This is a genomic window from Streptomyces sp. NPDC018019 (assembly GCF_044327805.1).
Taxonomy (GTDB): Bacteria; Actinomycetota; Actinomycetes; order Streptomycetales; family Streptomycetaceae; genus Streptomyces.
On the sequence record NZ_JBIRGD010000003.1, the window covers coordinates 195,713 to 218,128 of the forward strand.

26 protein-coding genes are annotated in these 22,416 nt (G+C 70.5%); 18 read left to right on the top strand and 8 right to left on the bottom strand.

The genetic code is table 11. The features are described from left to right. Positions 1 to 39: 39 nt before the first annotated feature. Together ACH4FX_RS06740 and ACH4FX_RS06745 are read right to left on the bottom strand one after the other, a co-directional pair. A complete protein-coding gene (locus tag ACH4FX_RS06740; RefSeq protein WP_398475850.1) occupies positions 40 to 1,692 on the bottom strand; it encodes a long-chain fatty acid--CoA ligase in 1,653 nt (550 codons plus the stop codon). An 80-nt stretch (positions 1,693 to 1,772) separates the two neighbouring features. Then, the gene (locus ACH4FX_RS06745; protein WP_398475852.1) at positions 1,773 to 2,846 is read right to left on the bottom strand and encodes a recombinase zinc beta ribbon domain-containing protein; all 1,074 of its coding nucleotides are present in this window, start codon (positions 2,844 to 2,846) and stop codon (positions 1,773 to 1,775) included. A gap of 519 nt (positions 2,847 to 3,365) precedes the next feature. Between ACH4FX_RS06745 and ACH4FX_RS06750 the strand changes: the two genes are divergently transcribed. The 5 genes from ACH4FX_RS06750 to ACH4FX_RS06770 all read left to right on the top strand — a co-directional run bounded on the left by ACH4FX_RS06750 (position 3,366) and on the right by ACH4FX_RS06770 (position 7,837). Then, positions 3,366 to 3,980 carry a hypothetical protein gene (locus ACH4FX_RS06750; protein ID WP_398475853.1) on the top strand — a complete coding sequence of 205 codons (615 nt, stop codon included), beginning with the start codon at positions 3,366 to 3,368 and terminating at the stop codon, positions 3,978 to 3,980. A 1,131-nt stretch (positions 3,981 to 5,111) separates the two neighbouring features. After that, the gene (locus ACH4FX_RS06755; protein WP_398475855.1) at positions 5,112 to 5,600 is read left to right on the top strand and encodes a hypothetical protein; all 489 of its coding nucleotides are present in this window, start codon (positions 5,112 to 5,114) and stop codon (positions 5,598 to 5,600) included. Positions 5,601 to 5,661: 61 nt separating this feature from the next. Further along, the gene (locus ACH4FX_RS06760) at positions 5,662 to 6,528 is read left to right on the top strand and encodes a helix-turn-helix domain-containing protein (protein WP_398475857.1); all 867 of its coding nucleotides are present in this window, start codon (positions 5,662 to 5,664) and stop codon (positions 6,526 to 6,528) included. Further along, a complete protein-coding gene (locus ACH4FX_RS06765; RefSeq protein ID WP_398475858.1) occupies positions 6,525 to 6,719 on the top strand; it encodes a DUF397 domain-containing protein in 195 nt (64 codons plus the stop codon). The genes ACH4FX_RS06760 and ACH4FX_RS06765 overlap by 4 nt, the downstream gene beginning before the upstream one ends. Before the next feature lie 278 nt (positions 6,720 to 6,997). Then, on the top strand, positions 6,998 to 7,837 hold the full coding sequence (locus ACH4FX_RS06770) for an MOSC domain-containing protein (RefSeq protein WP_398475860.1): 840 nt from the start codon (positions 6,998 to 7,000) through the stop codon (positions 7,835 to 7,837). Positions 7,838 to 7,928: 91 nt separating this feature from the next. On the opposite strand, the gene ACH4FX_RS06775 is transcribed toward ACH4FX_RS06770, so the two are convergent. The 5 genes from ACH4FX_RS06775 to ACH4FX_RS06795 all read right to left on the bottom strand — a co-directional run bounded on the left by ACH4FX_RS06775 (position 7,929) and on the right by ACH4FX_RS06795 (position 12,377). Continuing rightward, complete coding sequence (locus tag ACH4FX_RS06775) at positions 7,929 to 8,462, bottom strand: SigE family RNA polymerase sigma factor (RefSeq protein WP_398475862.1); 534 nt, start codon at positions 8,460 to 8,462, stop codon at positions 7,929 to 7,931. Positions 8,463 to 8,701: 239 nt separating this feature from the next. Further along, complete coding sequence (locus ACH4FX_RS06780) at positions 8,702 to 9,577, bottom strand: DUF1906 domain-containing protein (RefSeq protein WP_398475864.1); 876 nt, start codon at positions 9,575 to 9,577, stop codon at positions 8,702 to 8,704. Positions 9,578 to 9,697: 120 nt separating this feature from the next. Then, a complete protein-coding gene (locus ACH4FX_RS06785; protein WP_398475866.1) occupies positions 9,698 to 10,864 on the bottom strand; it encodes a lipid-transfer protein in 1,167 nt (388 codons plus the stop codon). Next, the gene (locus tag ACH4FX_RS06790) at positions 10,861 to 11,322 is read right to left on the bottom strand and encodes a MaoC/PaaZ C-terminal domain-containing protein (protein WP_398475868.1); all 462 of its coding nucleotides are present in this window, start codon (positions 11,320 to 11,322) and stop codon (positions 10,861 to 10,863) included. The genes ACH4FX_RS06785 and ACH4FX_RS06790 overlap by 4 nt, the downstream gene beginning before the upstream one ends. A 41-nt stretch (positions 11,323 to 11,363) precedes the next feature. After that, positions 11,364 to 12,377: a bifunctional MaoC family dehydratase N-terminal/OB-fold nucleic acid binding domain-containing protein gene (locus ACH4FX_RS06795; protein ID WP_398475870.1), complete on the bottom strand. Its 1,014-nt coding sequence runs from the start codon at positions 12,375 to 12,377 to the stop codon at positions 11,364 to 11,366. A 198-nt stretch (positions 12,378 to 12,575) separates the two neighbouring features. Here ACH4FX_RS06795 and ACH4FX_RS06800 point away from each other — a divergent pair, with 198 nt between their 5' ends. From ACH4FX_RS06800 to ACH4FX_RS06810, 3 genes are all read left to right on the top strand, one after another. Next, positions 12,576 to 13,463, top strand: a complete 888-nt coding sequence (locus tag ACH4FX_RS06800) for a bifunctional DNA primase/polymerase (RefSeq protein WP_398476406.1) — start codon at positions 12,576 to 12,578, stop codon at positions 13,461 to 13,463. A 113-nt stretch (positions 13,464 to 13,576) separates the two neighbouring features. After that, positions 13,577 to 14,209 (top strand): GNAT family N-acetyltransferase, encoded by a 633-nt coding sequence (locus ACH4FX_RS06805; protein WP_398475872.1) that lies wholly within the window; start codon positions 13,577 to 13,579, stop codon positions 14,207 to 14,209. Between the two features lie 398 nt (positions 14,210 to 14,607). Continuing rightward, positions 14,608 to 15,375 carry an NUDIX domain-containing protein gene (locus tag ACH4FX_RS06810; protein ID WP_398475874.1) on the top strand — a complete coding sequence of 256 codons (768 nt, stop codon included), beginning with the start codon at positions 14,608 to 14,610 and terminating at the stop codon, positions 15,373 to 15,375. Positions 15,376 to 15,379: 4 nt separating this feature from the next. On the opposite strand, the gene ACH4FX_RS06815 is transcribed toward ACH4FX_RS06810, so the two are convergent. After that, positions 15,380 to 16,510 (bottom strand): XRE family transcriptional regulator, encoded by a 1,131-nt coding sequence (locus ACH4FX_RS06815; protein WP_398475876.1) that lies wholly within the window; start codon positions 16,508 to 16,510, stop codon positions 15,380 to 15,382. 645 nt (positions 16,511 to 17,155) lie between these two features. Here ACH4FX_RS06815 and ACH4FX_RS06820 point away from each other — a divergent pair. The 10 genes from ACH4FX_RS06820 (at position 17,156) to ACH4FX_RS06865 (ending at position 22,415) form a co-directional block, all read left to right on the top strand. After that, positions 17,156 to 17,626 carry a pRL2-23 gene (locus ACH4FX_RS06820; protein ID WP_398475878.1) on the top strand — a complete coding sequence of 157 codons (471 nt, stop codon included), beginning with the start codon at positions 17,156 to 17,158 and terminating at the stop codon, positions 17,624 to 17,626. 87 nt (positions 17,627 to 17,713) lie between these two features. Further along, positions 17,714 to 17,914, top strand: a complete 201-nt coding sequence (locus ACH4FX_RS06825; RefSeq protein ID WP_398475880.1) for a hypothetical protein — start codon at positions 17,714 to 17,716, stop codon at positions 17,912 to 17,914. 101 nt (positions 17,915 to 18,015) lie between these two features. Beyond that, the gene (locus ACH4FX_RS06830; protein ID WP_398475882.1) at positions 18,016 to 18,273 is read left to right on the top strand and encodes a DUF6284 family protein; all 258 of its coding nucleotides are present in this window, start codon (positions 18,016 to 18,018) and stop codon (positions 18,271 to 18,273) included. Beyond that, positions 18,270 to 18,428, top strand: coding sequence for a hypothetical protein (locus ACH4FX_RS06835; RefSeq protein WP_398475884.1), 159 nt, complete (start codon positions 18,270 to 18,272; stop codon positions 18,426 to 18,428). Before ACH4FX_RS06830 ends, ACH4FX_RS06835 begins: the two co-directional genes overlap by 4 nt. Further along, a complete protein-coding gene (locus ACH4FX_RS06840) occupies positions 18,425 to 19,129 on the top strand; it encodes a GGDEF domain-containing protein (protein ID WP_398475886.1) in 705 nt (234 codons plus the stop codon). The genes ACH4FX_RS06835 and ACH4FX_RS06840 overlap by 4 nt, the downstream gene beginning before the upstream one ends. Beyond that, positions 19,126 to 19,626, top strand: coding sequence for a hypothetical protein (locus tag ACH4FX_RS06845; protein WP_398475888.1), 501 nt, complete (start codon positions 19,126 to 19,128; stop codon positions 19,624 to 19,626). Before ACH4FX_RS06840 ends, ACH4FX_RS06845 begins: the two co-directional genes overlap by 4 nt. Continuing rightward, the gene (locus ACH4FX_RS06850) at positions 19,623 to 21,356 is read left to right on the top strand and encodes a hypothetical protein (RefSeq protein ID WP_398475889.1); all 1,734 of its coding nucleotides are present in this window, start codon (positions 19,623 to 19,625) and stop codon (positions 21,354 to 21,356) included. The genes ACH4FX_RS06845 and ACH4FX_RS06850 overlap by 4 nt, the downstream gene beginning before the upstream one ends. Beyond that, positions 21,353 to 21,559, top strand: coding sequence for a hypothetical protein (locus ACH4FX_RS06855; RefSeq protein ID WP_398475891.1), 207 nt, complete (start codon positions 21,353 to 21,355; stop codon positions 21,557 to 21,559). The genes ACH4FX_RS06850 and ACH4FX_RS06855 overlap by 4 nt, the downstream gene beginning before the upstream one ends. 56 nt (positions 21,560 to 21,615) lie before the next feature. Continuing rightward, positions 21,616 to 21,948 (top strand): hypothetical protein, encoded by a 333-nt coding sequence (locus ACH4FX_RS06860; RefSeq protein ID WP_398475893.1) that lies wholly within the window; start codon positions 21,616 to 21,618, stop codon positions 21,946 to 21,948. A gap of 89 nt (positions 21,949 to 22,037) precedes the next feature. Further along, complete coding sequence (locus ACH4FX_RS06865; RefSeq protein ID WP_398475895.1) at positions 22,038 to 22,415, top strand: DUF6251 family protein; 378 nt, start codon at positions 22,038 to 22,040, stop codon at positions 22,413 to 22,415. Position 22,416: the final 1 nt, after the last annotated feature.

Here is a 22,416-nt window from a genome sequence, read left to right on the forward strand (position 1 = left end):
CCGCATGGACGGCCCCCTCCGTTCCCGCGCCGCGGCGGCTCACCCCACCCGGGTGACCGTCAGCTCCCCGTCCGCGTACTGCTTGCGCAGCACCTTCTTGTCGAACTTGCCGACGCTCGTCTTCGGTACGGACGCCACCGCCGTCCACCGTTCCGGCAGCTGCCAGCGCGCCACCCGCTCGCCGAGGAAGGCCCGCAGCTCCTCGAAGGCCGCGCTGGCGCCCTCCCGCAGCACCACGGCGGCCAGCGGGCGCTCGCCCCACTTGTCGTCCGGTACGGCCACCACGGCGGCCTCCGCGACCTCCGGGTGGGCCATCAGGTGGTTCTCCAGCTCGACGGACGAGATCCACTCGCCACCGGACTTGATGACGTCCTTGGCCCGGTCGGTCAGCGTCAGATAGCCGTCCGGTGTGATCGTGCCGACGTCACCGGTGCGCAGCCAGCCGTCGGGGCTGAACTTGTCCTCGGGGCGCAGGTCGGCGCCGTCCGCGCCGCCGTAGTACGCGCCCGCGATCCACGGCCCGCGCACCTCCAGCTCGCCCGCCGACTCCCCGTCCCACGGCAGGTGAGCCCCGTCCGGGCCGACGAGCCGGGCTTCCACCGAGGCGGGGAAGCGGCCCTGCATCCCGCGGTACGCCCATTCCTGCTCGCCGCTCACACCGGCCGGCGGGTGCGAGACCGTGCCGAGCGGCGAGGTCTCGGTCATGCCCCAGGCGTGCACCACGCGCAGCCCGTGCCGCTCCTCGAAGGCGCGCATCAGGGCCGGGGGACACGCGGAGCCGCCGATGACGACGTTGCGCAGCGAGGTGACGTCCCGCTTCGTGGCGTCCAGCTCGCCGAGCAGGCCCTGCCAGATGGTGGGTACGGCGGCGGCGATGGTCGGCCGTACGGTCTCGATCATCTCGGCCAGCGGCGCCGGCTGGAGGAAGCGGTCCGGCATCAGCAGCGAGGCGCCCGCCATGAAGGAGGCGTGCGGCAGGCCCCAGGCGTTCACGTGGAACATCGGCACCACGGGCAGCGCGATGTCCTTGCCGCCCAGCGCGAACGCCTCGGCGTTGTTGACCTGCATGGAGTGCAGGTAGAGGGAACGGTGGCTGTAGGCCACGCCCTTCGGGTCGCCGGTCGTGCCGGAGGTGTAGCAGAGTGCGGCGGCCTGCCGCTCGTCGATCTCGGGCCACTCGTAGCGCTGCGGGCGGCCGTCGATCAGCTCCTCGTACTCGTGGACGGGGGGCCGCACGCCGTCCAGTACGGAACGGTCGCCGGGCCCCGCCACGACGACGTGCTCGACCGTGGGCAGGTGCGGCAGCAGCGGCGCCAGCAGCGGCAGCAGCGAGCCGTTGACGAGGACGACCCGGTCCGCCGCGTGGTTGACGATCCACACCAGCTGCTCGACCGGGAGCCGCAGGTTGAGGGTGTGGAGTACGGCGCCCATGGAGGGAATGGCGAGATATGCCTCCAAATGCTCCGAATTGTTCCACATCAACGTCGCCACCCGCTCGTCACCGTGGACGCCGAGCTCGTCGCGGAGCGCGTGGGCCAGCTGAGCGGCGCGGGCGCCGATCTCCGCGTAACTGCGGCGGTGCGGGTCGCCTTCACCGGTCCAGGTGATCACCTCGGCTCTTCCGTGGATCGTCGCGCCGTGCGTCAACATCCTCGAAACGAGCAGGGGTACGTCTTGCATCGTGCTCTGCACCGGGAGCCTCCCCATAGGGTGCGCCTGTTACGCGCGGGTAAGTTCCTGGCGATTGTGCTGGTGTTCCTCGCGGTATGTCACTACCCGGCCAACGCCAATTCGGCCGTTGTCGCGGTGGTCGCCAGCTCCGAGGCACCTTCGGCAGGCGGAACGGCGGGGGGTGTCCACGGGTCCGGTTCCCACACAGGGCGGATCTCGATCAGTCCATCTTCGCCAGGTTCACCGTTGCGTATGAGCATTACCCGGCGGACGAGTTGCCGAATGATCGCGTTGCGCTCGGTTGTGAGGAGGCTGCCCCACTCCTCTATGAGACCTACGGCCAGCGGCCGGAAGGTTTCGATCCTGGGCAGTTCCTCGGCCTCGGCGACCTTGTCCAGCTCGCGTTTGATCGTGTCTCGTTGCGCTACGAGCGTGCCCCTGGCCTCCTCGTATCTTCCTTCCGGGTACTTATCAGGGTCGAGGGCGTTGTCCACCGCAAGCCGCTTGAGCGCCTCGACGGACTTGGCGTGTTGGGCCTGCAACTCTGTTCGGTGCTTCACCACCCGTCGGCGCTCGGCTGCAAGGTCGCGTTGTTGTTGCTCGGCTGCTGGGGCCTGGTCGATGCCGGCGGCCTTCGTGCGCAGCCGGCGCAGGAACGCCGCTTCTACCTTCTCCCGTTGTATCCAGACACCGTCACAGGCGGTGCCCCCTGACGGAATCCGGCTGCTGCACCGGTAGGCGTGCCCGGGGGTGATCACCTTCTTCTTTTTCCGGGTCGACTGCTGGGGGTTCAGGCTCGTTCCGCCTCGGCACGTCTGATGGCGGACGAGCCCGGAAAGCATGTAATCGGCCTTGCGCGATCGTGGTGCAGTTTCCTTGATCTGGCGGCGCCGCTCTTGGTACTGCTGCCACAGGTCAAGGGCGATCACTTCCTCGTGCGCACCTCCGATGAGGAAGTGGTTGGGGCAGCCTCCGTTCGTCAGTCGGTTGCCGCAGGTGCATTTGAGGTCGTGGATGCGGAGCAGGCCGGCGGGGAAGCCGCTGTCCATGTAGCGTTCGAGCGTTTCGGATCTGCAGAGGGTGTTGCGGGTGGTTCGGTACCCCTGGTTGTTGAGCCATGCGCAGAGCTGGGGAGAGCCGTCTCCGGCTACATGGCGGCGGTACAACTCAGACACGGCAGGGCCGAGTTCGAGGTCGGTCTCCTACCACTCTTTTTGAGTGGCCCAGCTCCCGTTGGGGAGCAGTATTCGGCGAGGGTGCCAGATGTACCCGAAGCGGGCGCGGCCGGTGGCTGGCAGTTTGGCGTCGCGGCGGAGTTGATGTGTCTCCTTCCACGGCTCGCCTGCTCGGTCGCTTTCGTAGGCGGCGAACTCGACTTTGACGTCGCGCCCGGTCTGGTCGAGGTCGACGATCCATCGGACCCGCCGCGTGCCGCTCACTGAGCACCCCGAGACCGCGGCCCTCGCCGATTCTTTCGGCACGGAAGGCGGCACCATACGGAAGGCGACACCATAGAGACCGGTGTCGACCTGCTTACCGCCGTGTAGGTGCCGAACATCGGCCCCAACCGCCGGCACCGCAGCGCCCCGTGGGGCCGTAGTGATCTTCAGGGCGTGCATGACCTGCTCGACGCTCTCGACGAGACATGGACATCGTGACTGCGGGACATCCGGCTGGCCCGCGCCCGGCTGATCGTGCCCGACGGCTATCTGCGTGACCGCGGCCCCGGCCGCGGCGCGTCGTTCGACGCCGACCAGGAGGCATGGCAGACCCTCAACATCCCGCCGACGGAGCAGGGCGCCGGCATCACGTTGTCGCAGTTCGCCATCCGGGTCGAAGAGCACCGCGCGACCGCTGAGACCATCGTGCGGCAGGCCACGACCGCGGCCGGCTACTCCCCCGCCTCCGTCGGGCTCGACGGGGACGGGGCCGCTGTCACCGCCACCGAGATTGCCGCCCGCGACCACCGGTCGATGGTGACCCGCGACAAGAAAGCCAGGTATTGGCGCCGGGCAATCGCCGACATTCTGCACGTAATGCTCGCCGTCGACGCCGTCCAGTTCGGCAGCCGTGTCACACCGGAGCGGCCGACCGTGGATATCGGCGACGGTGTCGCCGAGGACCCCGGCAGCACCGCGCAAATACTTGCCCTGCTCACGCAGGCCCAGGCGCTGAGCACCGAGACGAAGGTGCGCATCCTGCGCCCGGACTGGGACGACCAGGCCGTTGCCGAGGAAGTAGCCTGCATCCATGCAGAGACCGGGCAGGCCGCCCCCGACCCTGTCGGCGACTTCCCACTTGCGGCGTAACAAGCTCCGTAGAGCAGCATGAGGGCGTAATTCATATCTTCAACAGCTTCTTTGGAGCGGTTTACGATTCCATGCGCCATGGCGTTCGAGGTCACGGACCTTACTTGCGGGAAGTCAGCACATAGGTGGGCCGCCTATCTGAACCTCAGCGAACCATGGAGGTACACATGTCCGTTCTCCATCGGGTACTCCGCAGCCTGCTCGTCCTCGCCTCGGCAACCGTCCTCGTCCTGGCCAATTCAGTGACCGCGCAGGCAGCAGACATCACCCGCGACATCCGGACTTGAAAGCAAAAACCTGGCTCGGCCACCGGGCGGAATCCAGCGAGGGGACAGTTACCTTCAAGCGGAAGTCCATCGAACTCAGCGCCAAAATCAAGGTAACTTGCGGAGGCGACCCCAAGGCATACCTTGAGCACTACACTCGCAACAGCGGCGATTCCAGCCGGCGGAGGAAGACGACCCCCGTCTACTGCGGAGACGGCGACAATGCCTCAAACATCGACTGGACCGTGGGAACGAACGACTTCAGTCCGACCCACGGCAAAAGCGCACGCATCCGACTGTGCTTGACGACGAATACTGGGTGGTCCTGTAGTGACTGGACCGAAGTATTCGAGCACCCAAACCGGACGCCTCGGTAAGAGGCGACCCGGGTTCAGCGACGTACGAGGCTGAACCCGGCGCCAGTGCCTCATCTGATCGGAGGTGCACATGCCCGTGTCCCCCGATCAGGTCGAGTACCTCGCCGCAGTGACCGCGGACCTGTACGCGGATGTCGAACGACGCCTGCTCGAACTGTGTGCGCGGCAGCTCGCCGCGGGACTGGACGCGCCGGGGTGGGCCGTCGCCATCCACAAGGCCGATACCGCAGGCGCCGGATTCAACAGCGAGATCGCGGCCGTCTTCGACACCGCCGAGGACGGCCGCATCTTCGTCAAAGCCCTGCACAACGATCACCCCCGCGTGTGGCCCCAAGAGCGCGAAGCCACCGTCAACCCCCACGTCGTCCCCGTCGCGCCCCGCCTGCTCTGGCACATCACCGCCGGCGGCTGGAATCTCCTTGCGTTCGAGTACATCACCGGCCGCGCCGCCGACTACGCCCCCGACTCCCCCCGACCTCCTCATCGTCGTGGACGCTCTTACCGCGCTCGGCCGCATTCCCTGCCCGGACCTGCCCGTCGAGCACGCCGAGCAGTGTTGGACCCGCTACCTCGACGACCCCGACGACGCCTCCCTGTTCGTCGGCGACACGCTGCTGCACACCGACTGGAACCCCAGCAACGTGATCACCGGCGGCGACACCGCGCACGTCGTCGACGGGGCATGGCGCACCCGCGGCGCCGCATGGATCGAACCCGCCTGCTGGGCCGTGTGGCTCACTGCGGCCGACCACACAACCCACGGCGCCGAGCAGTGGGCCGCCAAGGCCCCCACATGGGCCCAACGCGGTGATACGCGCTGCGCGCTGCCGTGTCCCTGGCCACTCCCCAGGAGCGCACGCCCGAAGGCGCATGCGAGCGGCTGCACTTCGGCGTTTCGGCGTGCGGCGCGATGCTGCCACAGACGACAGGGCACATGCATGAGACGGCACAAGGATGAGACACCTTCCTGCCGTTGACGGGCGGACCCGTGAGACTGTGGCCCGGCACACTGGGTAACGCCGACCGGGAGAGGGGCGGATGCCACCACGAAGCAGCCCGACCGCGCGACAGCAACGGTTGGGCGCCGAACTGCGGAAGCTGCGTGAGGCGTCGGGGATTCCCGCGCGCGAGGCCGGAGCCCTGCTTGGCGGGAATCAAGCCCAGATCAGCCACCTCGAATCGGGACGGTGGGGTATCAGCGCGGAGCGCGTACGGCGCTTGGCGGTTTTCTACTCAGCCAGCGATTCCGCCCTGATCGACGCACTGTGCGATATTGCCGAGGACAGGCACAAAGGCTGGTGGGATGAGTACCGCGGCATCCTCCCGCGAGGGTTCCTGGACATCGCGGAGATGGAGCACTACGCCAGCTTCATCATGTCGCTGCAAGCGCTGACCGTTCCCGGGACCTTGCAGACCCCCGACTACGCGCGAGCCATTTTCGGCGGCGCATTGCCGCCTCTCCCAGAGAGGGAGCTGGAAGCACGAGTCGAGCACCGGATGAAGCGGCGTTCCATCCTGGAACGAGGTACACCGACGCCGTTCGAGGCCGTGATCCATGAGGCTGCTCTGCGCATGAGGTACGGCGGCCGGGCCGTTGCGCGCGCTCAACTGGATTACCTGCTGGAAGCCGCCGAGATGCCGAGCGTAACCGTTCGCGTGATTCCGTTTTCGACGGAGAAGTACAACGGCTGGGGGCAGTCGGTTCTCTACGCCGACGGACCGGTTCCCCAGCTCGACACCGTCCAGCTCGACAGTGCCTACGGCCCCGCTTTTCTGGACGCCGGAGCCCAGCTCGCCAGCTACCGCGCGGTGTTCGAAGCCACTCGACACGTCTCCCTGAGCCCCCTGCAAAGCCAGAGATCACATTCGCAGCATCGCGAAGGAAATGTGAGAGCGACAGCATGACCGACCCGACCATATGGCAGAAGTCTTCTTACTCGGAGCCGGAAGGGAACTGCGTTGAGCTGAGAAGGCGCGGCAGCCATATCGAGATCCGCGAGAGCGATAATCCGGACGCGATAATATCGATGACCCGCGAGAAACTCGAAGCGCTCATCGCGGGCGTCAAGGACGACGGATTCGACCACTTGCGCTAATTCGGCAAACGCATTCGATTTCCCCATCGGCCCAGAACCTCCAGGCGTGGGCCCGTGGCCTACGCCGTCGCAACCATGTGTCGTCACATGGTTGCGACGGCGCTTCACTCAGCGCTACCCCCGCGACTGCGGTCTGACCGTACCCCCGAGTGGGCGCGGGCTTTCGTCCCCGTACCCCGCCACCGCCCCGGCAGCACTGTCCCCCTATCACGCGGTATGTGACCCCCGCACCAAGAAATCAGGAGTCTCGGACACTACGGTCGTGGCAGCCTGGGGGTATGGGGACGATGGTGGGAACGGTGACCACGCTGTGGCGTTATCCGGTCAAATCGCTGCTGGGCGAGGAGGTTCCGGACGCCGCAGCGGACGCCCGCGGGCTGGCGGGGGACCGCGCGCTGGCGCTGGTGCACCGGACATCCGGCCAGGTCGCCAGCGCGAAGAACCCCCGGCTGTGGCGCGACTTGCTGAAGTTGCGGGCAGAGATCATCGACGGAGCCGTACGGATCACGCTCCCCTCCGGCCGGACCGTACGGTCCACGGACGCGCACGTCGACAAGACGCTCTCCGCCCACCTCGGGCAGCCCGTCAGCCTGACCGGCACCCCGCCCGAGGGCGCCACTCTGGAGCGCTCCCGCCCCGAAGAAGTGCTGGCGGCCGGAGCGGCGGCCGAGGTCGGGCACGAGACCCTGGAGATCGCCTCACAGGCCCCGCCCGGCACCTTCTTCGACTACGCGCCACTACACCTGATCACCCGTGCCACGCTCGACCGGATCACCGAACTGGGACCGCGCGCCACCACCGTCGAGGCCGAGCGCTACCGGCCCAACATCGTCATCCGTACCGAGGCGGCCGGGTTCATCGAGAACGACTGGCCCGGCCACGAGCTGCGCATCGGCGACGAACTCACCCTCCGGATCGTGGCCCGCACGCCGCGCTGCGCCGTACCGACGCTGGAGCACGGCAGGCTGCCGCGCGACCCGGACGCGCTGCGGGTGCCCGCGCGGCACAACCGGGTGGTGCCGCTGGAGGGCATGGGGCCGCAGCCCTGCGCGGGGGTGTACGCCCAGGTCGTCCGGCCGGGTCGGATCCGGCAGGGGGACGCGGTGCGGGTGATGTGAGGGGCTGAGAAGTCCCGTACGTGGGCTGCGGAGCCGTACGTGGGCTGCGGAGCCGTACGTGGGCGCGGAGCCGTATGCGTGCTGCGCGCCGTCAGGCCGCGACGGCCAGCTCCGGGTCCTCGCGCAGCTTGGCCAGGGCCCGGGAGACCGCGCTCTTGACCGTACCGACGGAGACCCCGAGCACCTCCGCGGTCTGCGCCTCGCTCAGGTCCTCGTAATACCGCAGCACGACCATGGCCCGCTGCCGCGCCGGCAGCCGCAGCACCGCCCGCCACATCGCGTCCCGCAGCACCTGGGACTCGGCCGGGTCGGGGGCCGGGACCGGGTCGGGCTCCGGTATCTCCTCGCAGGCGAACTCGTCGACCTTGCGCTTGCGCCACTGCGAGGTGCGGGTGTTCAGCAGGGCGCGGCGCACATAGCCGTCCAGCGCGCGGTGGTCCTCGATCCGCTCCCACGCCACGAACGTCTTGGTCAGCGCGGTCTGCAGCAGGTCCTCGGCATCGCTCGGGTTGGCGGTGAGCGAGCGGGCGGTCCGCAGCAGCACCGGCCCGCGGGCCCGTACGTACGACGAGAACGACGGGAACACAGCGGCGCTGGAAGCGCTGGTGCACACTGGCGTGGTCATGGTTCAACGCTAGAAGCGTGGGGCGCCGCACCGGATCGCCCCCAGGTGCCGAAGCCCCCTCCCTCTCAAGTTGTACAGGTGGTGCTGGCCCCACCTCCTAAAGGCGGACAGCCGCTCGTCCCTCGTCAGGGTGTCCGTCTCTCTTAGGTCGGGGCCCCGGCCCCCGTGTGCCGGGGCCCCGCCGGTGACCGGCCGGCCGGACGGGGTGCGCTCCCCGGCCGGTTCGCCCGCCTCCCGGGCTACTGGATCGCTGTCTCTCCCGGCTGCTTGATCACGGCGACCGGTGCGTCCACCTGGTTGCGGTCGATGACCAGCCTCCGCCCGCCGTGCGTCTCGGCGACATTGCCCGCGTACTGGTGGATCCGCAGGTGCGGGCGCCACGCCTGGGGGGACAGCTCGGGCTCGCCGTACAGGTTCGGCTTGCTGTGCCAGCGCGCGAACCACATCACCGACGGCAGGCCCGCGGTGCCCGCCCGCCGCGCCCGCTCCATGTGCCGTACGCCGGAGTCGGCGCTGCTGTAGAAGCCCGGCAGGTAGCCCAGGCGGCGGGTCTCGCGGTTCCACGCCCTGATGTAGCCGAGCGTCCTCTCGGTACAGGACGCGTTCCGCAGGCTGTACGCCTCCATGTCCAGGTACAGGGCGCTGCCCGGTGCGATGCCCAGCGCGCTCGCGCGTTGCACCGCGTCCCGGCCCTCGCTCGCGCCGGTCCGCGCCGGGTCGCCGGCGATGGTGACCTTGCGCTTGTGCTTGTTGACGACGCAGGGGGACTGCGAGCCGACGTAGAGCGGCAGCAGCCGCCAGCCCGAGCGGTGGGCGGCACTCACCCAGTCGGCGGTCAGGTTGGGCTGGCGGGGACAGGCCCGGCCGCGCCCGCCGAAGTAGATGCCGACGCCGCGGTACTTGGCGTTCTTCCAGGCTTGCAGGGTGCTCAGCGACGGTGTCTTGCAGGTGTCGAACGCCCAGCCCTGGAATACGTTCGGGCCGCGCGGCCCGGCCCGGTCGGGCTCCGCTCCGGCGGCCGGGGCCAGGAGGGTGGCCAGCAGCCCGAGCAGGGCCGTGAGCAGGACGGTGGGGAGGAGCGCACTCCGTCGGATGATCTTTTTGGTCGATCCCATACCCGGAGTCAAAGTGCGGGTACGGGGCGCCGCGCGCCGGACACGCCAGCAGCCACACGCATTCAACCGTCTGGGTGCTTTTGCGGGGCCGCGTTCGAAGGGGCGCCGTGCGGGCGGCGCTCAGCCGTCCGCTCCGAGCACCAGCCCGGAGGTCGGTACGCCCGTACCGGCGGTGACCAGGACGTGGGCGGCGCCCGGCACCTGGTTCACGGAGGTGCCGCGGAGCTGCCGTACCGCCTCCGCGATGCCGTTCATGCCGTGCAGGTACGCCTCGCCCAGCTGCCCGCCGTGGGTGTTGAGCGGCAGCCGGTCCGCGGCGACGAAGTCCGCCGCCTCGCCCGGCGCGCAGAACCCGAACTCCTCCAGCTGCATCAGCACGAACGGGGTGAAGTGGTCGTAGAGGATGCCCACGTCGATGTCGGCCGGGCGCAGCCCGCTCGTCCGCCACAGCTGCCGCGCCACCACCGCCGACTCCGGCAGCCCGGTCAGACCGTCCCGGTAGTAGCTGGTCATCTGCTCCTGGGCCCGGCCCGCGCCCTGCGCCGCGGCCCGGATCACGGCGGGCGGGTGCGGCAGGTCCCGGGCCCGTTCGGCCGAGGTGACGACGATGGCCTGGCCGCCGTCCGTCTCCTGGCAGCAGTCGAGCAGCCGCAGCGGCTCCACGATCCAGCGGGACGCGGCGTGGTCGGCGAGGGTGATCGGCTTCCCGTGGAAGTACGCGGCGGGGTTGCGCGCGGCGTGCCGCCGGCCGACGACGGCGACCTGCCCGAACGCGTCCGGCGTGCGCCCGTACGCGTACAGGTAGCGCTGGGCCGCCATGGCCACCCAGGAGGCGGGGGTCAGCAGCCCGGCGGGCAGGTTCCAGCCGAGCGCCGCGCCCTCGGCGGACGGTTCGCGCCGCTGTACGCCGGCCCCGAAGCGGCGGCCCGACCGCTCGTTGAACGCCCGGTAGCAGACCACGACTTCGGCGGTCCCGGCCGCGACCGCCAGGGCCGCCTGCTGGACCGTGGCGCAGGCCGCGCCGCCCCCGTAGTGGACGCGGGAGAAGAAGGACAGCTCGCCGATCCCGGCCGCCTGGGCGACGGTGATCTCGGGGCTGGTGTCCATCGTGAAGGTGACCATGCCGTCCACGTCACCCGGGGCGAGCCCGGCGTCGTCCAGGGCGGCCCGTACGGCTTCCACGGCCAGCTTCAGTTCGCTGCGGCCGGAGTCCTTGGAGAACTCGGTCGCGCCGATGCCGGCGATGGCGGCCCGGCCGCCCAGCGTGTCCGCGCGGCGCAGGCTCATGGGGTGGGCTCCCGGTCCGGTGGGCGGGCGGCGGGGAGGGTGACCGTCACCGTGCCGGTGACGTGGCGGCCGAGCCGGTTGGTGCCGGTGATCCGTATTTCGGCCGTGTGACCGGCGGTGCCCCCGGCGGTGTCCTCGGCGGTGTCGCCGGCCGTGTCGCCGGTCAGGGAGACGACGGTCCCGCTCAGCACCAGCTCGTCGCCCGGGTAGTTGGGCGCTCCGAGCCGGATGGCGACCTTGCGGAGCACCGCTTCCGGGCCGAGGCGGTCGGTGACGTAGCGGCCCACCAGGCCGTTCGTGGTCAGGATGTTCATGAAGATGTCCGGCGAGCCCTTGGCCCTGGCCGCCTCGGCGTCGTGGTGCACGTCCTGGAAGTCGCGGGAGGCGATGGCCCCGGCCACGATGAGGGTGCGGGTGACGGGGACGGTCAGCGGGGGCAGTTCGTCACCGATTCTCATGCCTGCCTCCCGTTGCAGAGGGCTTGCGTCCCTGCCCCCGTTCATGCCCGCCCTCCGTTGAAGACGGGCAGCACCAGGTCTTCGTCCACGGCGCGGAACTCCAGCCGTACGGGCATGCCGATGCGCACCTTCTCGGGCGGCACCCCGACCACTCCGGCCACCATCCGTACTCCCTCGGCCAGTTCGATCAGTCCGACGGCGTAGGGCGGGTCGAAGGCCGGGAAGGGCGGGTGGTGCATGACGACGTACGAGAAGACCGTGCCGGTACCGGTGGCCTCGACGGTGTCCCAACCGTCACTTCCGCAGTGGTTGCAGCCCGGCAGCCAGGGGAAGCGCAGCGTCGCGCAGTCCGTGCAGCGTTGGATGAGCAGCTTGCGCTCGGCCACGCCCGCCCAGAAACCGGCGTTGTCACGGTTGATCACGGGGCGGGGGCGGGCCGGCTTGTCCGCGCGCCCGGCGGGCCAACCCGATTGGCCGGCGGACGCGCCCGATTGCCCGGCGAGTTCGCCAGGTTGCCCAGCGGGATCGCCCGGCCGCCCGGCGGGCGCGTACTTGAGGATGCGGAAGCGGTGCGTACCGGCCGGCTCGCCACCCGCCCGTACGTCCATCCGCGTCGTGACGAAGTACCCCGTACCCAGCTTCGTCGTCTTGCGCGGCGACACCGACTCGATCACGGCGTCGAAGGTGATCCGGTCGCCGGGGCGCAGCGGACGCAGGTACTCCTGCTCGCAGTCGGTCGCGACGACCGCGGTGCAGCCGGCCTCGTCCAGCAGGGCGAAGAGCGCGTCGTACGCCGCCGAGCGGCCCGGGTGCCCGGAGAGGCCGCCCATCGTCCACACCTGGAGCATGGTGGGCGGGGCGACGGCGCCGGGGCCTTCGTAGGCGGGGCGGGTGTCGCCCATGGCCTCGCACCAGTGGCGGATCATGGGCCCGTTGACGGGGTCCTTGCCCACACCGGCCGTCACGGCGGGCTGCCCTTCGAACGCCTTCAGACGCCCGTACAGGTCGTCGGGCCCCGCGTCCCGTGATCGGTGCCGGACCGCGCCTTCCGTCACGCCCACCGCCCTCCCCCCTCCGCTGCATCGTGCCTGCTTCGACAGGCTCCTGACTGTCCGTCAGAACCCTGTCGGCGTCAAGAGCACCGCCTCCCGGGCAGCACGGAAACGAACGGCCCGGAGCCCACCGCACGCCCCCTTTCCCGATTCGAACGCGCATACGAAAATGGACCCATGGCATCTCCTCACCCGACCGCCATGGACCCCACCACCGGAAACCGCCCCACCTACCCCGCCGGCCACCACGCCACGGCCCTCACCCACGCCCTGGTGGCGGCCGGCCGCGGCTACTCCGTCATCCCGCTGACCCGCGCCAAACTCCCCGCCGTACGGTCCCCGCACCACGCCGGCCACGGGCCCGACCCCTGCCGCGGCGCCTGCGGCCGGCCCGGACACGGCATCCACGACGCGACCGCGGACCCCCTCGCCGTACGCCGCCTCTTCGCCGCCGCGCCCTGGGCCACCGCGTACGGCATCGCCTGCGGCGTCCCCCCGCACCACCTCATCGGCATCGACCTGGACACCAAGCACGGCGCCGACGGGCTCACCGCCCTCCACCTCCTGGCCGAGGAACACCACTTCGTCCTGCCGCCCACCGTCACGGTCCGCACCCCGAGCGGCGGCCACCACCTCTACTTCTCCGGCCCGCCGGCCCCGCCCGTACCGAACTCGGCGGGCCGCCTGGCCCCGGGCATCGACATCCGCGGCACCGGCGGCTACCTGGTCGGCCCCGGTTCCCGCACATCCCGCGGCACATACCGACTGGCCCCGGGCACCCCGCGGACTCCGGCGCCGGCCCCGGCCGCCTTACTGCGCCTCCTCACCCGGCCACCGAACGCCCCCGTTCACCACGCCGACCCGCACCCGTCCCGCCACACCCCGCCCAACCCCGCGCCCGCCCTCCTCCGCTTCGTCCGCACCGCCCCCGACGGCCAGCGCAACGCCCGTCTCTTCTGGGCCGCCTGCCGCGCCTACGAGTCGGGGCTGGGCCAGGAGATGGCCACCGCCCTCACCACCGCGGCCCTCCACACGGGCCTCACCGAACGCGAAGCCCGCGCCACCATCGCCTCGGCCGCCCGCCGTTGAAGCGACGGGCCATAACAGTCCACCCCGAAAATCCCGTGCACGCCGCCTCCCCACAAAGTAATCTCCCCTCCCGCACTTCACCACTTACTCCACCAGCACCGCGGGAGGGCACCATGCTTTCGGACCTCGTCAGGACCTGGGTGGCCGGCTGGGCCGTCTCACGCCGTACGCCCCGGCCGGCCGAACTGCCGTGGGGCCTGTACATCGAGGTGGGCCTGCCGGAACAGGTGGGCCGCCACGTACTCCCCGACCCCGACGGTCCCTCGATCCGCGCGGCGGCCGCCTCCGTGACCGTCCCGCACACCTGGATCAAGGCCCCGGCGGACCCGGACGCCGTCGCCCCCTGGCTCCCGCGGGGCTGGGTGGTGGACCGGGAGGAAACCGGCCATCTGATGGCCACCGACCTCCACCCCACGACCCCGGCCCCGCTCGACGGCTACACCACCACCGTCGAAACCCGCGACGGCGTCACCTACGTACGCATCACCGACGCCGCGGGCGAACCCGCCGCCCAGGGCCAGATGGCCCTCCTCGGCCAGGCCACGGTCGTCGACCGCGTCACCACCGACCCGGCCCACCGCCGCCGCGGCCTCGGCCGGCACGTCATGCAGACCCTCGCCGGACACGCCCAGGCACGCGGCGCCACCCTCGCCGTCCTCGGTGCCACCGACGCCGGCCGCGCCCTCTACGAAACCCTCGGCTGGAAGACCCACGCCCCTCTCGCAGCGTGCGTCTACCGCCCCTGACCCGCACGCACCCTCCCGAAAACGCAGCCGGCCCCCGACCAGAAACCCTGGTCGGGGGCCGTCGTCTCTGCCGAGAGCTGCGGAGGCTGTGGGATTTGAACCCACGGTGACGTTGCCGCCACGACAGTTTTCAAGAGCGTTCCGCCTCACACGAGTACCGCCGTATTGACCTGCGGGTACTTGAGGAGGCGCCCTCGCTCGCGCCCTCCCTGGCCCGCAGGTGGCCCACAGGCGGGCCAACGAGAGCTGAGCCGGGCCCTGGAATGAGCTAGTACGCGGGACTGGGGTCGGCGGCTCCCGTCACGGAGCGATGATCGCGATAGCGACCGACCGGAGGGCATGTGAAGAACGGCCGTTACGCTGGTACGCACCACCTCAAGAGGGAGGGTGCGCCCCGGATGGGACCGAAGACGACCAAGGTCTACGAGACGATTCACGAGTGGCTTGCGGCTGGCAAGCTTGCTCCCGGTGACAAGCTGCCGTCCGAGCGTGCTCTTGTGGAGCAGCTTGGCATTGGCCGTACTGCGCTCCGGCAGGTGCTGGCCCGGTTGGTGTCTGAGGGCGCCCTCGAAGTGCGCGGCCGGAGCTCGTACCGCGTGCCCGGTGGAGTGAGCGTAGAGACGCCGGAAGGGCTGGAGCCCTGGCGCATTCACGGAGAACGGACCGTCTATGACAACCGGTGGGTGAAACTCGATCTCTGGGACGTTGAGCCGCCCGGCGTAAAGCGCTTCGAGCACCATGTCGTGAGGCTGCACCACGTGGCCATTGTTGCTGTGCTGGACGACCAGGACCGCGTGCTCATGATGTGGCGGTACCGCTTCGTACCTAAGCGGTTCGGATGGGAGCTCCCTGGTGGGATCGTGGACGAGGGGGAGAGCCCGGCCGATACGGCGATTCGGGAAGTCGAAGAGGAAACGGGCTGGCGCCCGAAGTCTGTGGAGCACGTCGTCACCTACCAACCCATGGTGGGTATGGTCGACTCACCACACGACATCTTCGTTGCGCATGGGGCCGAGCATGTCGGCTCGCCCACGGACCTCGAAGAGGCTGGCCACATCGAATGGGTGCCACTGGCGGATATCCCCGCGTTGATGGCTCGCGGTGACCTCATGGGCTCCGGCACGCTCGTGGCCCTGCTCCACATTTTGGCGAACCGTCGAAAGTAAAGTCCTACAGCCTCGAACTGAGGAGATCGACGCGTCGGCGTTGCCGCACGGACCCTGTGCGGCTCGCCAGTAGACGCGCCTGCCGCAGGTGCGTCTGCGCGTCGTCGTACTCGGCGCGGGACAGGTGCGCTTGCACTAGATCGCAGTGCACTCCTGCTTTTGCGCGCACGAACGTCGGGTCTGCGGTGTCGAGGGCTTGGTACAGGCTGCCGACCGCCTCGTCGTCGCCCAGCATGGCCAGGACGTTCCCGCGCCACCGCGTGAGGTGGGCACCGTTCAAGAAGATGCTCAGCATGTCCGGGTCACGGTCGTCCTCCCCGGCCGGGATCGTTGCGTCTGCCGCATCAAGCGCGCGGCGGGCACTGTCGGGCATGTCGGCGCGAGCACAGAGCTCGGCTTCTGCGGCGTGCAGCCACGCCCGCATCCGCGGTGAACCGGCTCCTCCGAGGATGTTCTGTGCATCGCGAACGAGGGAGACGCCGAGTGCTGACCGCCCGGCCTCACTCAGCACGTACGCCTGTTCTGCCATTGCGTGGGCGAGGTACATCGGAGCGTCGGCGTCTCGCGCGGCCCTTTTGGCGAGCTCGTAGTTTCTCCATGCGCGTTCGACGGCCCCTGAGTCGAGCGCCTGCCATGCTGCGAGCGTGGACGCGCCGGCCAGTGCGAGGGCTACGGGTTGGCGAGTGCTCGGCAACACCGCGAAATTCAGGGCGTCTTCGAGGGAGCGCACATGTTCCGCCATCTGGTCGACAAGGCGACTGGCTCCCTTCTCGCGATCCATCGTTCGGAATAGCTCAGTCTGGTCATAGAACGCCTTGACCATGGACGGGCTGACGCTGGTCGCAGAGTCGATGCGGAGCAAAAGTTCGTCGTACCCGTCGGCCACGGCCGGCGCTGCCGGGGCCGGTACATCTCTCAACTCCGCGTCCGTAGTTCCGAGAAGTGGCCGGAGGACGGCCGCATAGCGATCGGAGATGGCGCGCTTGCCGTTCTCCCACTCGGAGACGTAGACCCGCAGACTCGCCGTCGATGCGACATCAAGGACGTGCTCTCGGGCGTACAGCTCGATCTCGCGGATTAGGCGTTCCTGAGACCAACCTCGGGCAGATCGCGCGCTTCGAAGTCCTGTGCTCACTGCTCACCGTCCGGCGTGGGCAAGTTGTTGACCTTCACAGGATGCCGCATAACTCCGCAGGTCAACAGGGGTTAACAGTGCCGGGGTTAAGCCCTGTTGGCTACCGGATCGCCCCTCTGCGCCGGTCTTCTGGAAGTGCGCCACCAAGGGCGGCCACCAATCGATCTGACGGATGCCCTTGACTCTGGTGCGCACCAGATGCGACTCTCCTGGTGCGCACCAGATGGCGGGGTCGCCCCCGCTGGCGGTGCGTAAGCGCACGACCAGGAGCCCCGCGGTGGACGGGGGGAGGCGCCCGGGGCCTTGTCATCCGGAGGGCTTAGACCGAAAGGTCACGTCTCCGTACGCCTACAACGGAGGACGGCAGCGCTACCTGATACGGGCGCTGCGCTCCCAAGGAGACACCCCGCAACTGACCACCCGACCTGGGAGGTTCCGATGCGACGAAGGTTTTGGGCGCCGCCCGTGCTGGACCGGCACGGCGCTGGCTATGCCCGCCGCGTCACCACCGCGCACCCCAACTTTCCGCGCGGTTGAGCACCAGTGCTTACGGTCCCTTCCGTCCGGCCGCCACACAGGCGACGCCGGGCGGCGGGGCGCCGCGATCACTCGTACTCCGCTTATCCCGACTTTGAGAGGGACCTGATGGACACCATGCTCACCAGCGTCATTGCCGTACTGGGCACCCTGGCCGGCGCCGCCGTCTCCGGTCTGCTTCAGCACCGGGCGGCGCGCACCGTCCGCGCCGATGCACGGGCCGAGCAGCAGCGCCGCGATCAGATGAATGCGGTCACCGCGCTGGCCGTGGCGCTGTCCGACCACCGCCGTGCGATGTGGGAAGTCCGCGACGCCGACCTGACCGGGCAGAGCCCGCAGCGCATACAAGAACTGCGTGACGAGTCACACCGCACCCGCAGCGCCATCACCGACCCGGCGGTGCGGCTGCGACTGCTGATCACGGACGAGACCGTACGGGCTGCCGCAACGGCGGCCACCACCGCCACCTACGTCATGCGCGAGGCGGCCGACCTGGACGAACTCCAGGCCCTGCGGCGCGGCGCGCTGGAGGCTCACGACGCGTTCGTGGCCGCCGCTGGTGTCTTCCTCGGTGCCTGACCCTTCCGCCACCGTGCTCCGCACCCGGCTCGGGTGCGGGGTGCGGTGGCCGGACGGTCCGGCCAGCAGCGCGACAGGAGATGCCACATGGCCCAGCACGTACACAACGAGATCAGCGGCGAGACCAGCGGCACGGTCATCCAGGCCGGGCACATCGGTTCGCTGTCCACCGGCGGTAACGATGCCGAGCACACCGGGAGCGGTGCGAGCCACCGCGACACCGCAGTGCAGACCGGTGAGGACAGCATCCAGATCAACGGCGTCAACAACAGCGGCTTCAGCCTCTGATCCGCGCGGCTGTCCGGCCGCGCCCTTCTTGAACGGCCGCGGCCCCGGAGGCGCATCCCCGGGGCCGCTCGGGCCGTCCCGTCTGAGAGGACTCACGACCCATGACCACTGTACGAATGCTGGCCGCCGTCGGGGACCCGGAGCAGGGGCCGACGGCGGCGGATCTGGCCGCGATCGATGCCGAGATGCCCGTCATCCTCGCGGGGGTCGATCTGCTGGACGCAGAAATCTCGGTCCTGGACCGGGCCCCGACCGTGCTGGACGAGCAGCGCATCCGCCGGGCGCGGCGCCGGCTGCTGGCCGCCCGCCGGGACCTGGCCAACCGCACTACCGCGGAGCGCCCGGAGGTGGGGGCATGAGCACCCTGCACAAGTCCCTGGCGCAGTGGCGGCACCGCCTCTACCGCCGCCTGCACCCACGCGCCTACCGCGCCGGACAGCTCGCCGAACAGCGGCACGTCCTGGACGGGCCGCTCGACTACACCCGCACCGGCGTGATCGGGGGCGTGTCATGACGGTCTCGGCACTGGAGAGGTTCCGGGAGCGCGCGCAGCACGACCCGGACGTGGCCTGGCTGCTGGCCTTCGCCCGCAGCGCGGTACAGGCCAGCCGCTATCAGGCGCAGCTGATCCGCCACCTGTCCGCAGAGCTGGAACAGGCCCGCCACGATCCGCTGACGGGTCTGCTGACGCGCCCCGCCTTCGAGCAGCGCGCCCCGCATGCTCTGGGAGCCGGGCCGTGCGCCGTCCTGCTGATCGACCTGGACGGGCTGAAGCGGCTCAATGACCAGTTCGGCCATGACGCCGGGGACGCGGCGATCCGGGCGACCGGCGCGAGCCTAAACGACGCCCTGGAGTCGCGCCCGGCCGCAACGGCGTGCCGGTTGGGCGGGGATGAGTTCGCCGCCGTGGTGCCGCTGCCGGAGGCCGTGGCGCTGCCGTGGCTGCTGCGCGGCCTGCACGACTCCATCACCGCCCCGTTCCGCCACCGCGGCCGGGACCTGACGGTCGGCGTCTCCATCGGCGCCTGCCTGACGGCCGACCTGCCCGCCACCTCGCTGCCGCTGGCGCTGCGGCTGGCGGATGAGGCCATGTACGAGGCCAAACGCAACGGCGGCGGCTGGCTCGCCGCCGCAGGACCCGCCCCGTCCCACCGCACGGTCAACGGCCGCCGCCACGGCCGGCGCGGCACCGCCCTGGAAGGAACCGCATCATGATCCGCATTGTGACGGCGGCCCGGCTGGATGGGCTGCACGCCGACCTGAACGCCGCCGACGAACGCAACCAGCGTCTCCTGGAGACGCTGGGCGGGAACTGGGTCCGCTACCTGCGGTCGGTACTGGAGCTGAACGAGGAACGCGTCGGCGCCGAACGCGTCGCCCGCGCGGCCACCGAGGAAGCCGAAGGGCTGCGGCGAGCGTTCACCGCGGCTGTGCTGGTCATGGCGCAGCAACAGCGCCACATCGGAGAGCTGGAACAGCAGCTTGCCGAAGCCCGCACGGCACCGTCGTGGCTGTACCTGCTGCGCAGCTACGGCGAGCCTCACAGCCTGCACCCCAGCCAGGAGGCGGCCAAGGAGCACGCCGTCACCTGCGGCGCGCGGCGCACCGGATGGGGCCCCTCGAACCTGCCGCCCGCTGAGACCGCCTGGCGGGTGGAGGCCGTGGCCGTCGTGTCGGAGCAGGAGCGCGCGACGCGCAGTGATGCTGCATGACCGTGGACGTGTTCGCGTCCTGGCTGCCTGCGGTCGGCGGATCACCGTGGCTGGTGCTGCCGCTGGCCGTGACCGTGCTCGCTGCGGTCGCGCTGGTGGCGTGGCGGATGCGCCGGTCGGTGTGGCTGGCCGGCATCGGCCCACAGGCCGTCGTCGCCCTCGGTGGCGTCGCGGTCAGTGTGCACGGGCTGTGGGGCTTCGCCACCGAAACCGTGCACCTGCCGGTCCCGCTGGCCGTCGCGTTCATCGGCGTCTTCGACGCGGCAGAGATGACGCTGCTGGTCATGCTCTACCGCGCCGCCGACCCGGAGATCGGGTGGACGCGGGAGCTGCGGCTGATGCACCGCACCGCCTGGACCCTGGTCGGCTTCTCCGCCGCCATGAACGCCGTGCACGCCCCGAACTGGTGGGCCCGGCCGGTGCTGGCCGCGGTACCCGGGCTGGCCGCCTGGCTGATCGAACTCCAGCTCCGCAGCAAGCTGCACGCCCCCGGCGCGGCCGAGGACGACGACGCGCGGCCGGGCCCGGCCCGGCTGCTGGCCCTGCTGTGGCAGCACGCCTGGGCCGCCGTCTTCGCCCTGCTCGGGCTGGACGCCCGTTCGTCGTCGTCGGCCATTACCCGGGCCGCGCAGGCCCAGCGGGCCGCACAGCGCGTCTACCGGCTGCGCCTGGCCCTGGAGAACCCGGCGCCGGCGGTGACCAGCAGCCCGCGGGCACTGCGGCGGTCCGGCCGGCGTACCGAGCGCCTGCGCCGCCGGGCCCAGACCGCGCTGGATAGGGCGGACGTGGGCACCGACACCCGCCAGAGCTTGGCCCTGGCCCAGCGGATGACGACCCTGACCCGCGCGGCGGAGGTGGCCCTGCTCGACTACACCGACACCCCCAAGGTGGTGGCGACGTTCGAGGGCCTGGCCGTCACACCGGCCGCCGACCGCATCACCGCATCGGCCGCCGTGCGGGAAGCGGAGGATGCGCAGCAGCGCGCGGAAGACGCGCGGCGCCGCGCGGAAAGCGCGCGGCAGGAGGCGGAGGCCGCGCGGCAGCGCGCGGAAGACGACCTGGCCGCCGCGCGGCAGGAGCTGGACCGCGTGGAAGACGCGCGGCGCAAGCTGCTGGAGGAACAGGAAGCCATCGCCGGGCAGTCCGAGACCGCGCGGCAGCGCGCGGCAGACGCGCGGAAGGACATCGACGCCGCGCGGCAGCGCGCGGAAGCCATCATGGACGCCGCACAAAAGGAGGCCGACCGCACCCGCCACGACGCCGAGCAGGCGCTGAGCAAGGTGCGTGAGGCCGCCGAGGACCAGCGGCGCGCCCTGGAGGAGCTGACCGGCCGCACCGAGCAGACCCGCGGCCGACTCCAGCAGTACGAGGGAGCGTTGCAGCAGCTCACAACGCAAGTACAGGAAGCCACGCTGATCCGTGACCGGCTGCGCGGCGACCTGGCCGCCCTGGACCCGCAGGCGCCGGAGACGGTCCTGACCGCGGACGGGCCGGTGTACCGCTCGGAAGCCAAGGAAGCCGGCTGGCGCTACTACCTGCACACCCTGGACACCTCCCAGGGCCAGCAGGAGCCGACCGCCGCAGAGCTGGCCGAACGGTTCGGGGTGGACGTGGGCAACGCCCGCAACTGGCTGCGCGACTTCCGTACCGCGCGCGCCGCGCAGCTTGCCGCGCGCCCGCCGCGCGCCGCCGCGCACACCGAGCACGCACGGTCGGAGACGGCGGCATGAGCGCCGTCCCGATCGCCTGCGCGCAGTTGTTCCGCGCGGTGATGATGTGCGCCGCCTGGCGCTGCCAGTGCACCGGCCAGTGCGGCCAGCCGCACGCGAAGTCCCAGGGCCGGTGTCCGCCCTGCCTGGGTGCCGCCCGCAAGCGCACCTGCCGCACCTCCGATGCGGCAGACGGCGTACAGGGCGGCCTGTTCGATCTGTGACCCGGCGGCCCGTGCGCCGCCTGACCTCACACTTTCAGCTTGATGGGAGTACCACCGTGACGGACCAACCTGCCCTGACCGTGGCCTCGCAGGCCCGCGCCATCCACGCTCTGGCGATCCTGGCCGACCGGTTCGCCACCTTGCCCAGTACTAGCTTCACCGTGGGCACGGTGTGCGGACCCGACGGCATCGAAGAGGGCATCCACATCGACCTGCATACCTGCGCCGCGGACTTCGAAGCCTGGCGCGCCGCCCTGGCCATCGACCCCGGCGGCATCGAATACAGCGAACTGAGCAGGTGCCACAGCCTGCGCGCCTACACCGCGTACGAGGGCGTGCCCGTCCAGCTCACCGGCTACCTGCCCTACCCCTCTGTGGCCGCTGCCTGACGGCCGCCTGCGGCCCCGGGCTCCATGCCGGGGCCGTCGGCCGCCGGGCGGCGGGTCATCCCTCTTCCCCCTTTGATCGAGGAGCGCTCATGTCTCCGCGCCGTTACCAGTTCGACAATCACCTCCCCGCGCCCCGGGCAGGGCACGGGGAGGTCGTCCACCGGCCCGAACCCCTGCCGCCCGTCACCGATGGGGATGGGCGGCCCATCACCATCCAGCACATCCATCAGGCGCCGCCGGACCGCACGGTGCAGCGCGTCGCCCTTGGCGCCGGAGCCGGGGCCGGGGCGGTGGCCGCGGGCGTGTACTTCGGTCCGCTGCTGGCCGCCGCCGCTGTCTCTATCGCCACGATCTTCGTGTTCGGCGGGCTGCTTATCGGAGTCGGTGTGTGGGGCGTGGTCAGCGTCGTGCGCGCCGTCAACCCGCCAGGTGCGGGCGGCAAGTCTCCGGCTCGCAAGGGGCTCTGAG

Excerpts from the sequence above, each read along its gene's own strand:
- ACH4FX_RS06760 (WP_398475857.1), top strand. The coding sequence starts at position 5,662 with ATGCCACCACGAAGCAGCCCGACCGCGCGACAGCAACGGTTGGGCGCC.
- ACH4FX_RS06765 (WP_398475858.1), top strand. The coding sequence starts at position 6,525 with ATGACCGACCCGACCATATGGCAGAAGTCTTCTTACTCGGAGCCGGAA.
- ACH4FX_RS06770 (WP_398475860.1), top strand. The coding sequence starts at position 6,998 with ATGGGGACGATGGTGGGAACGGTGACCACGCTGTGGCGTTATCCGGTC.
- ACH4FX_RS06775 (WP_398475862.1), bottom strand. The coding sequence starts at position 8,462 with ATGACCACGCCAGTGTGCACCAGCGCTTCCAGCGCCGCTGTGTTCCCG.
- ACH4FX_RS06780 (WP_398475864.1), bottom strand. The coding sequence starts at position 9,577 with ATGGGATCGACCAAAAAGATCATCCGACGGAGTGCGCTCCTCCCCACC.
- ACH4FX_RS06785 (WP_398475866.1), bottom strand. The coding sequence starts at position 10,864 with ATGAGCCTGCGCCGCGCGGACACGCTGGGCGGCCGGGCCGCCATCGCC.
- ACH4FX_RS06790 (WP_398475868.1), bottom strand. The coding sequence starts at position 11,322 with ATGAGAATCGGTGACGAACTGCCCCCGCTGACCGTCCCCGTCACCCGC.
- ACH4FX_RS06800 (WP_398476406.1), top strand. The coding sequence starts at position 12,576 with ATGGACCCCACCACCGGAAACCGCCCCACCTACCCCGCCGGCCACCAC.
- ACH4FX_RS06805 (WP_398475872.1), top strand. The coding sequence starts at position 13,577 with ATGCTTTCGGACCTCGTCAGGACCTGGGTGGCCGGCTGGGCCGTCTCA.
- ACH4FX_RS06810 (WP_398475874.1), top strand. The coding sequence starts at position 14,608 with ATGGGACCGAAGACGACCAAGGTCTACGAGACGATTCACGAGTGGCTT.
- ACH4FX_RS06820 (WP_398475878.1), top strand. The coding sequence starts at position 17,156 with ATGGACACCATGCTCACCAGCGTCATTGCCGTACTGGGCACCCTGGCC.
- ACH4FX_RS06825 (WP_398475880.1), top strand. The coding sequence starts at position 17,714 with ATGGCCCAGCACGTACACAACGAGATCAGCGGCGAGACCAGCGGCACG.
- ACH4FX_RS06830 (WP_398475882.1), top strand. The coding sequence starts at position 18,016 with ATGACCACTGTACGAATGCTGGCCGCCGTCGGGGACCCGGAGCAGGGG.
- ACH4FX_RS06835 (WP_398475884.1), top strand. The coding sequence starts at position 18,270 with ATGAGCACCCTGCACAAGTCCCTGGCGCAGTGGCGGCACCGCCTCTAC.
- ACH4FX_RS06840 (WP_398475886.1), top strand. The coding sequence starts at position 18,425 with ATGACGGTCTCGGCACTGGAGAGGTTCCGGGAGCGCGCGCAGCACGAC.
- ACH4FX_RS06845 (WP_398475888.1), top strand. The coding sequence starts at position 19,126 with ATGATCCGCATTGTGACGGCGGCCCGGCTGGATGGGCTGCACGCCGAC.
- ACH4FX_RS06850 (WP_398475889.1), top strand. The coding sequence starts at position 19,623 with ATGACCGTGGACGTGTTCGCGTCCTGGCTGCCTGCGGTCGGCGGATCA.
- ACH4FX_RS06855 (WP_398475891.1), top strand. The coding sequence starts at position 21,353 with ATGAGCGCCGTCCCGATCGCCTGCGCGCAGTTGTTCCGCGCGGTGATG.
- ACH4FX_RS06865 (WP_398475895.1), top strand. The coding sequence starts at position 22,038 with ATGTCTCCGCGCCGTTACCAGTTCGACAATCACCTCCCCGCGCCCCGG.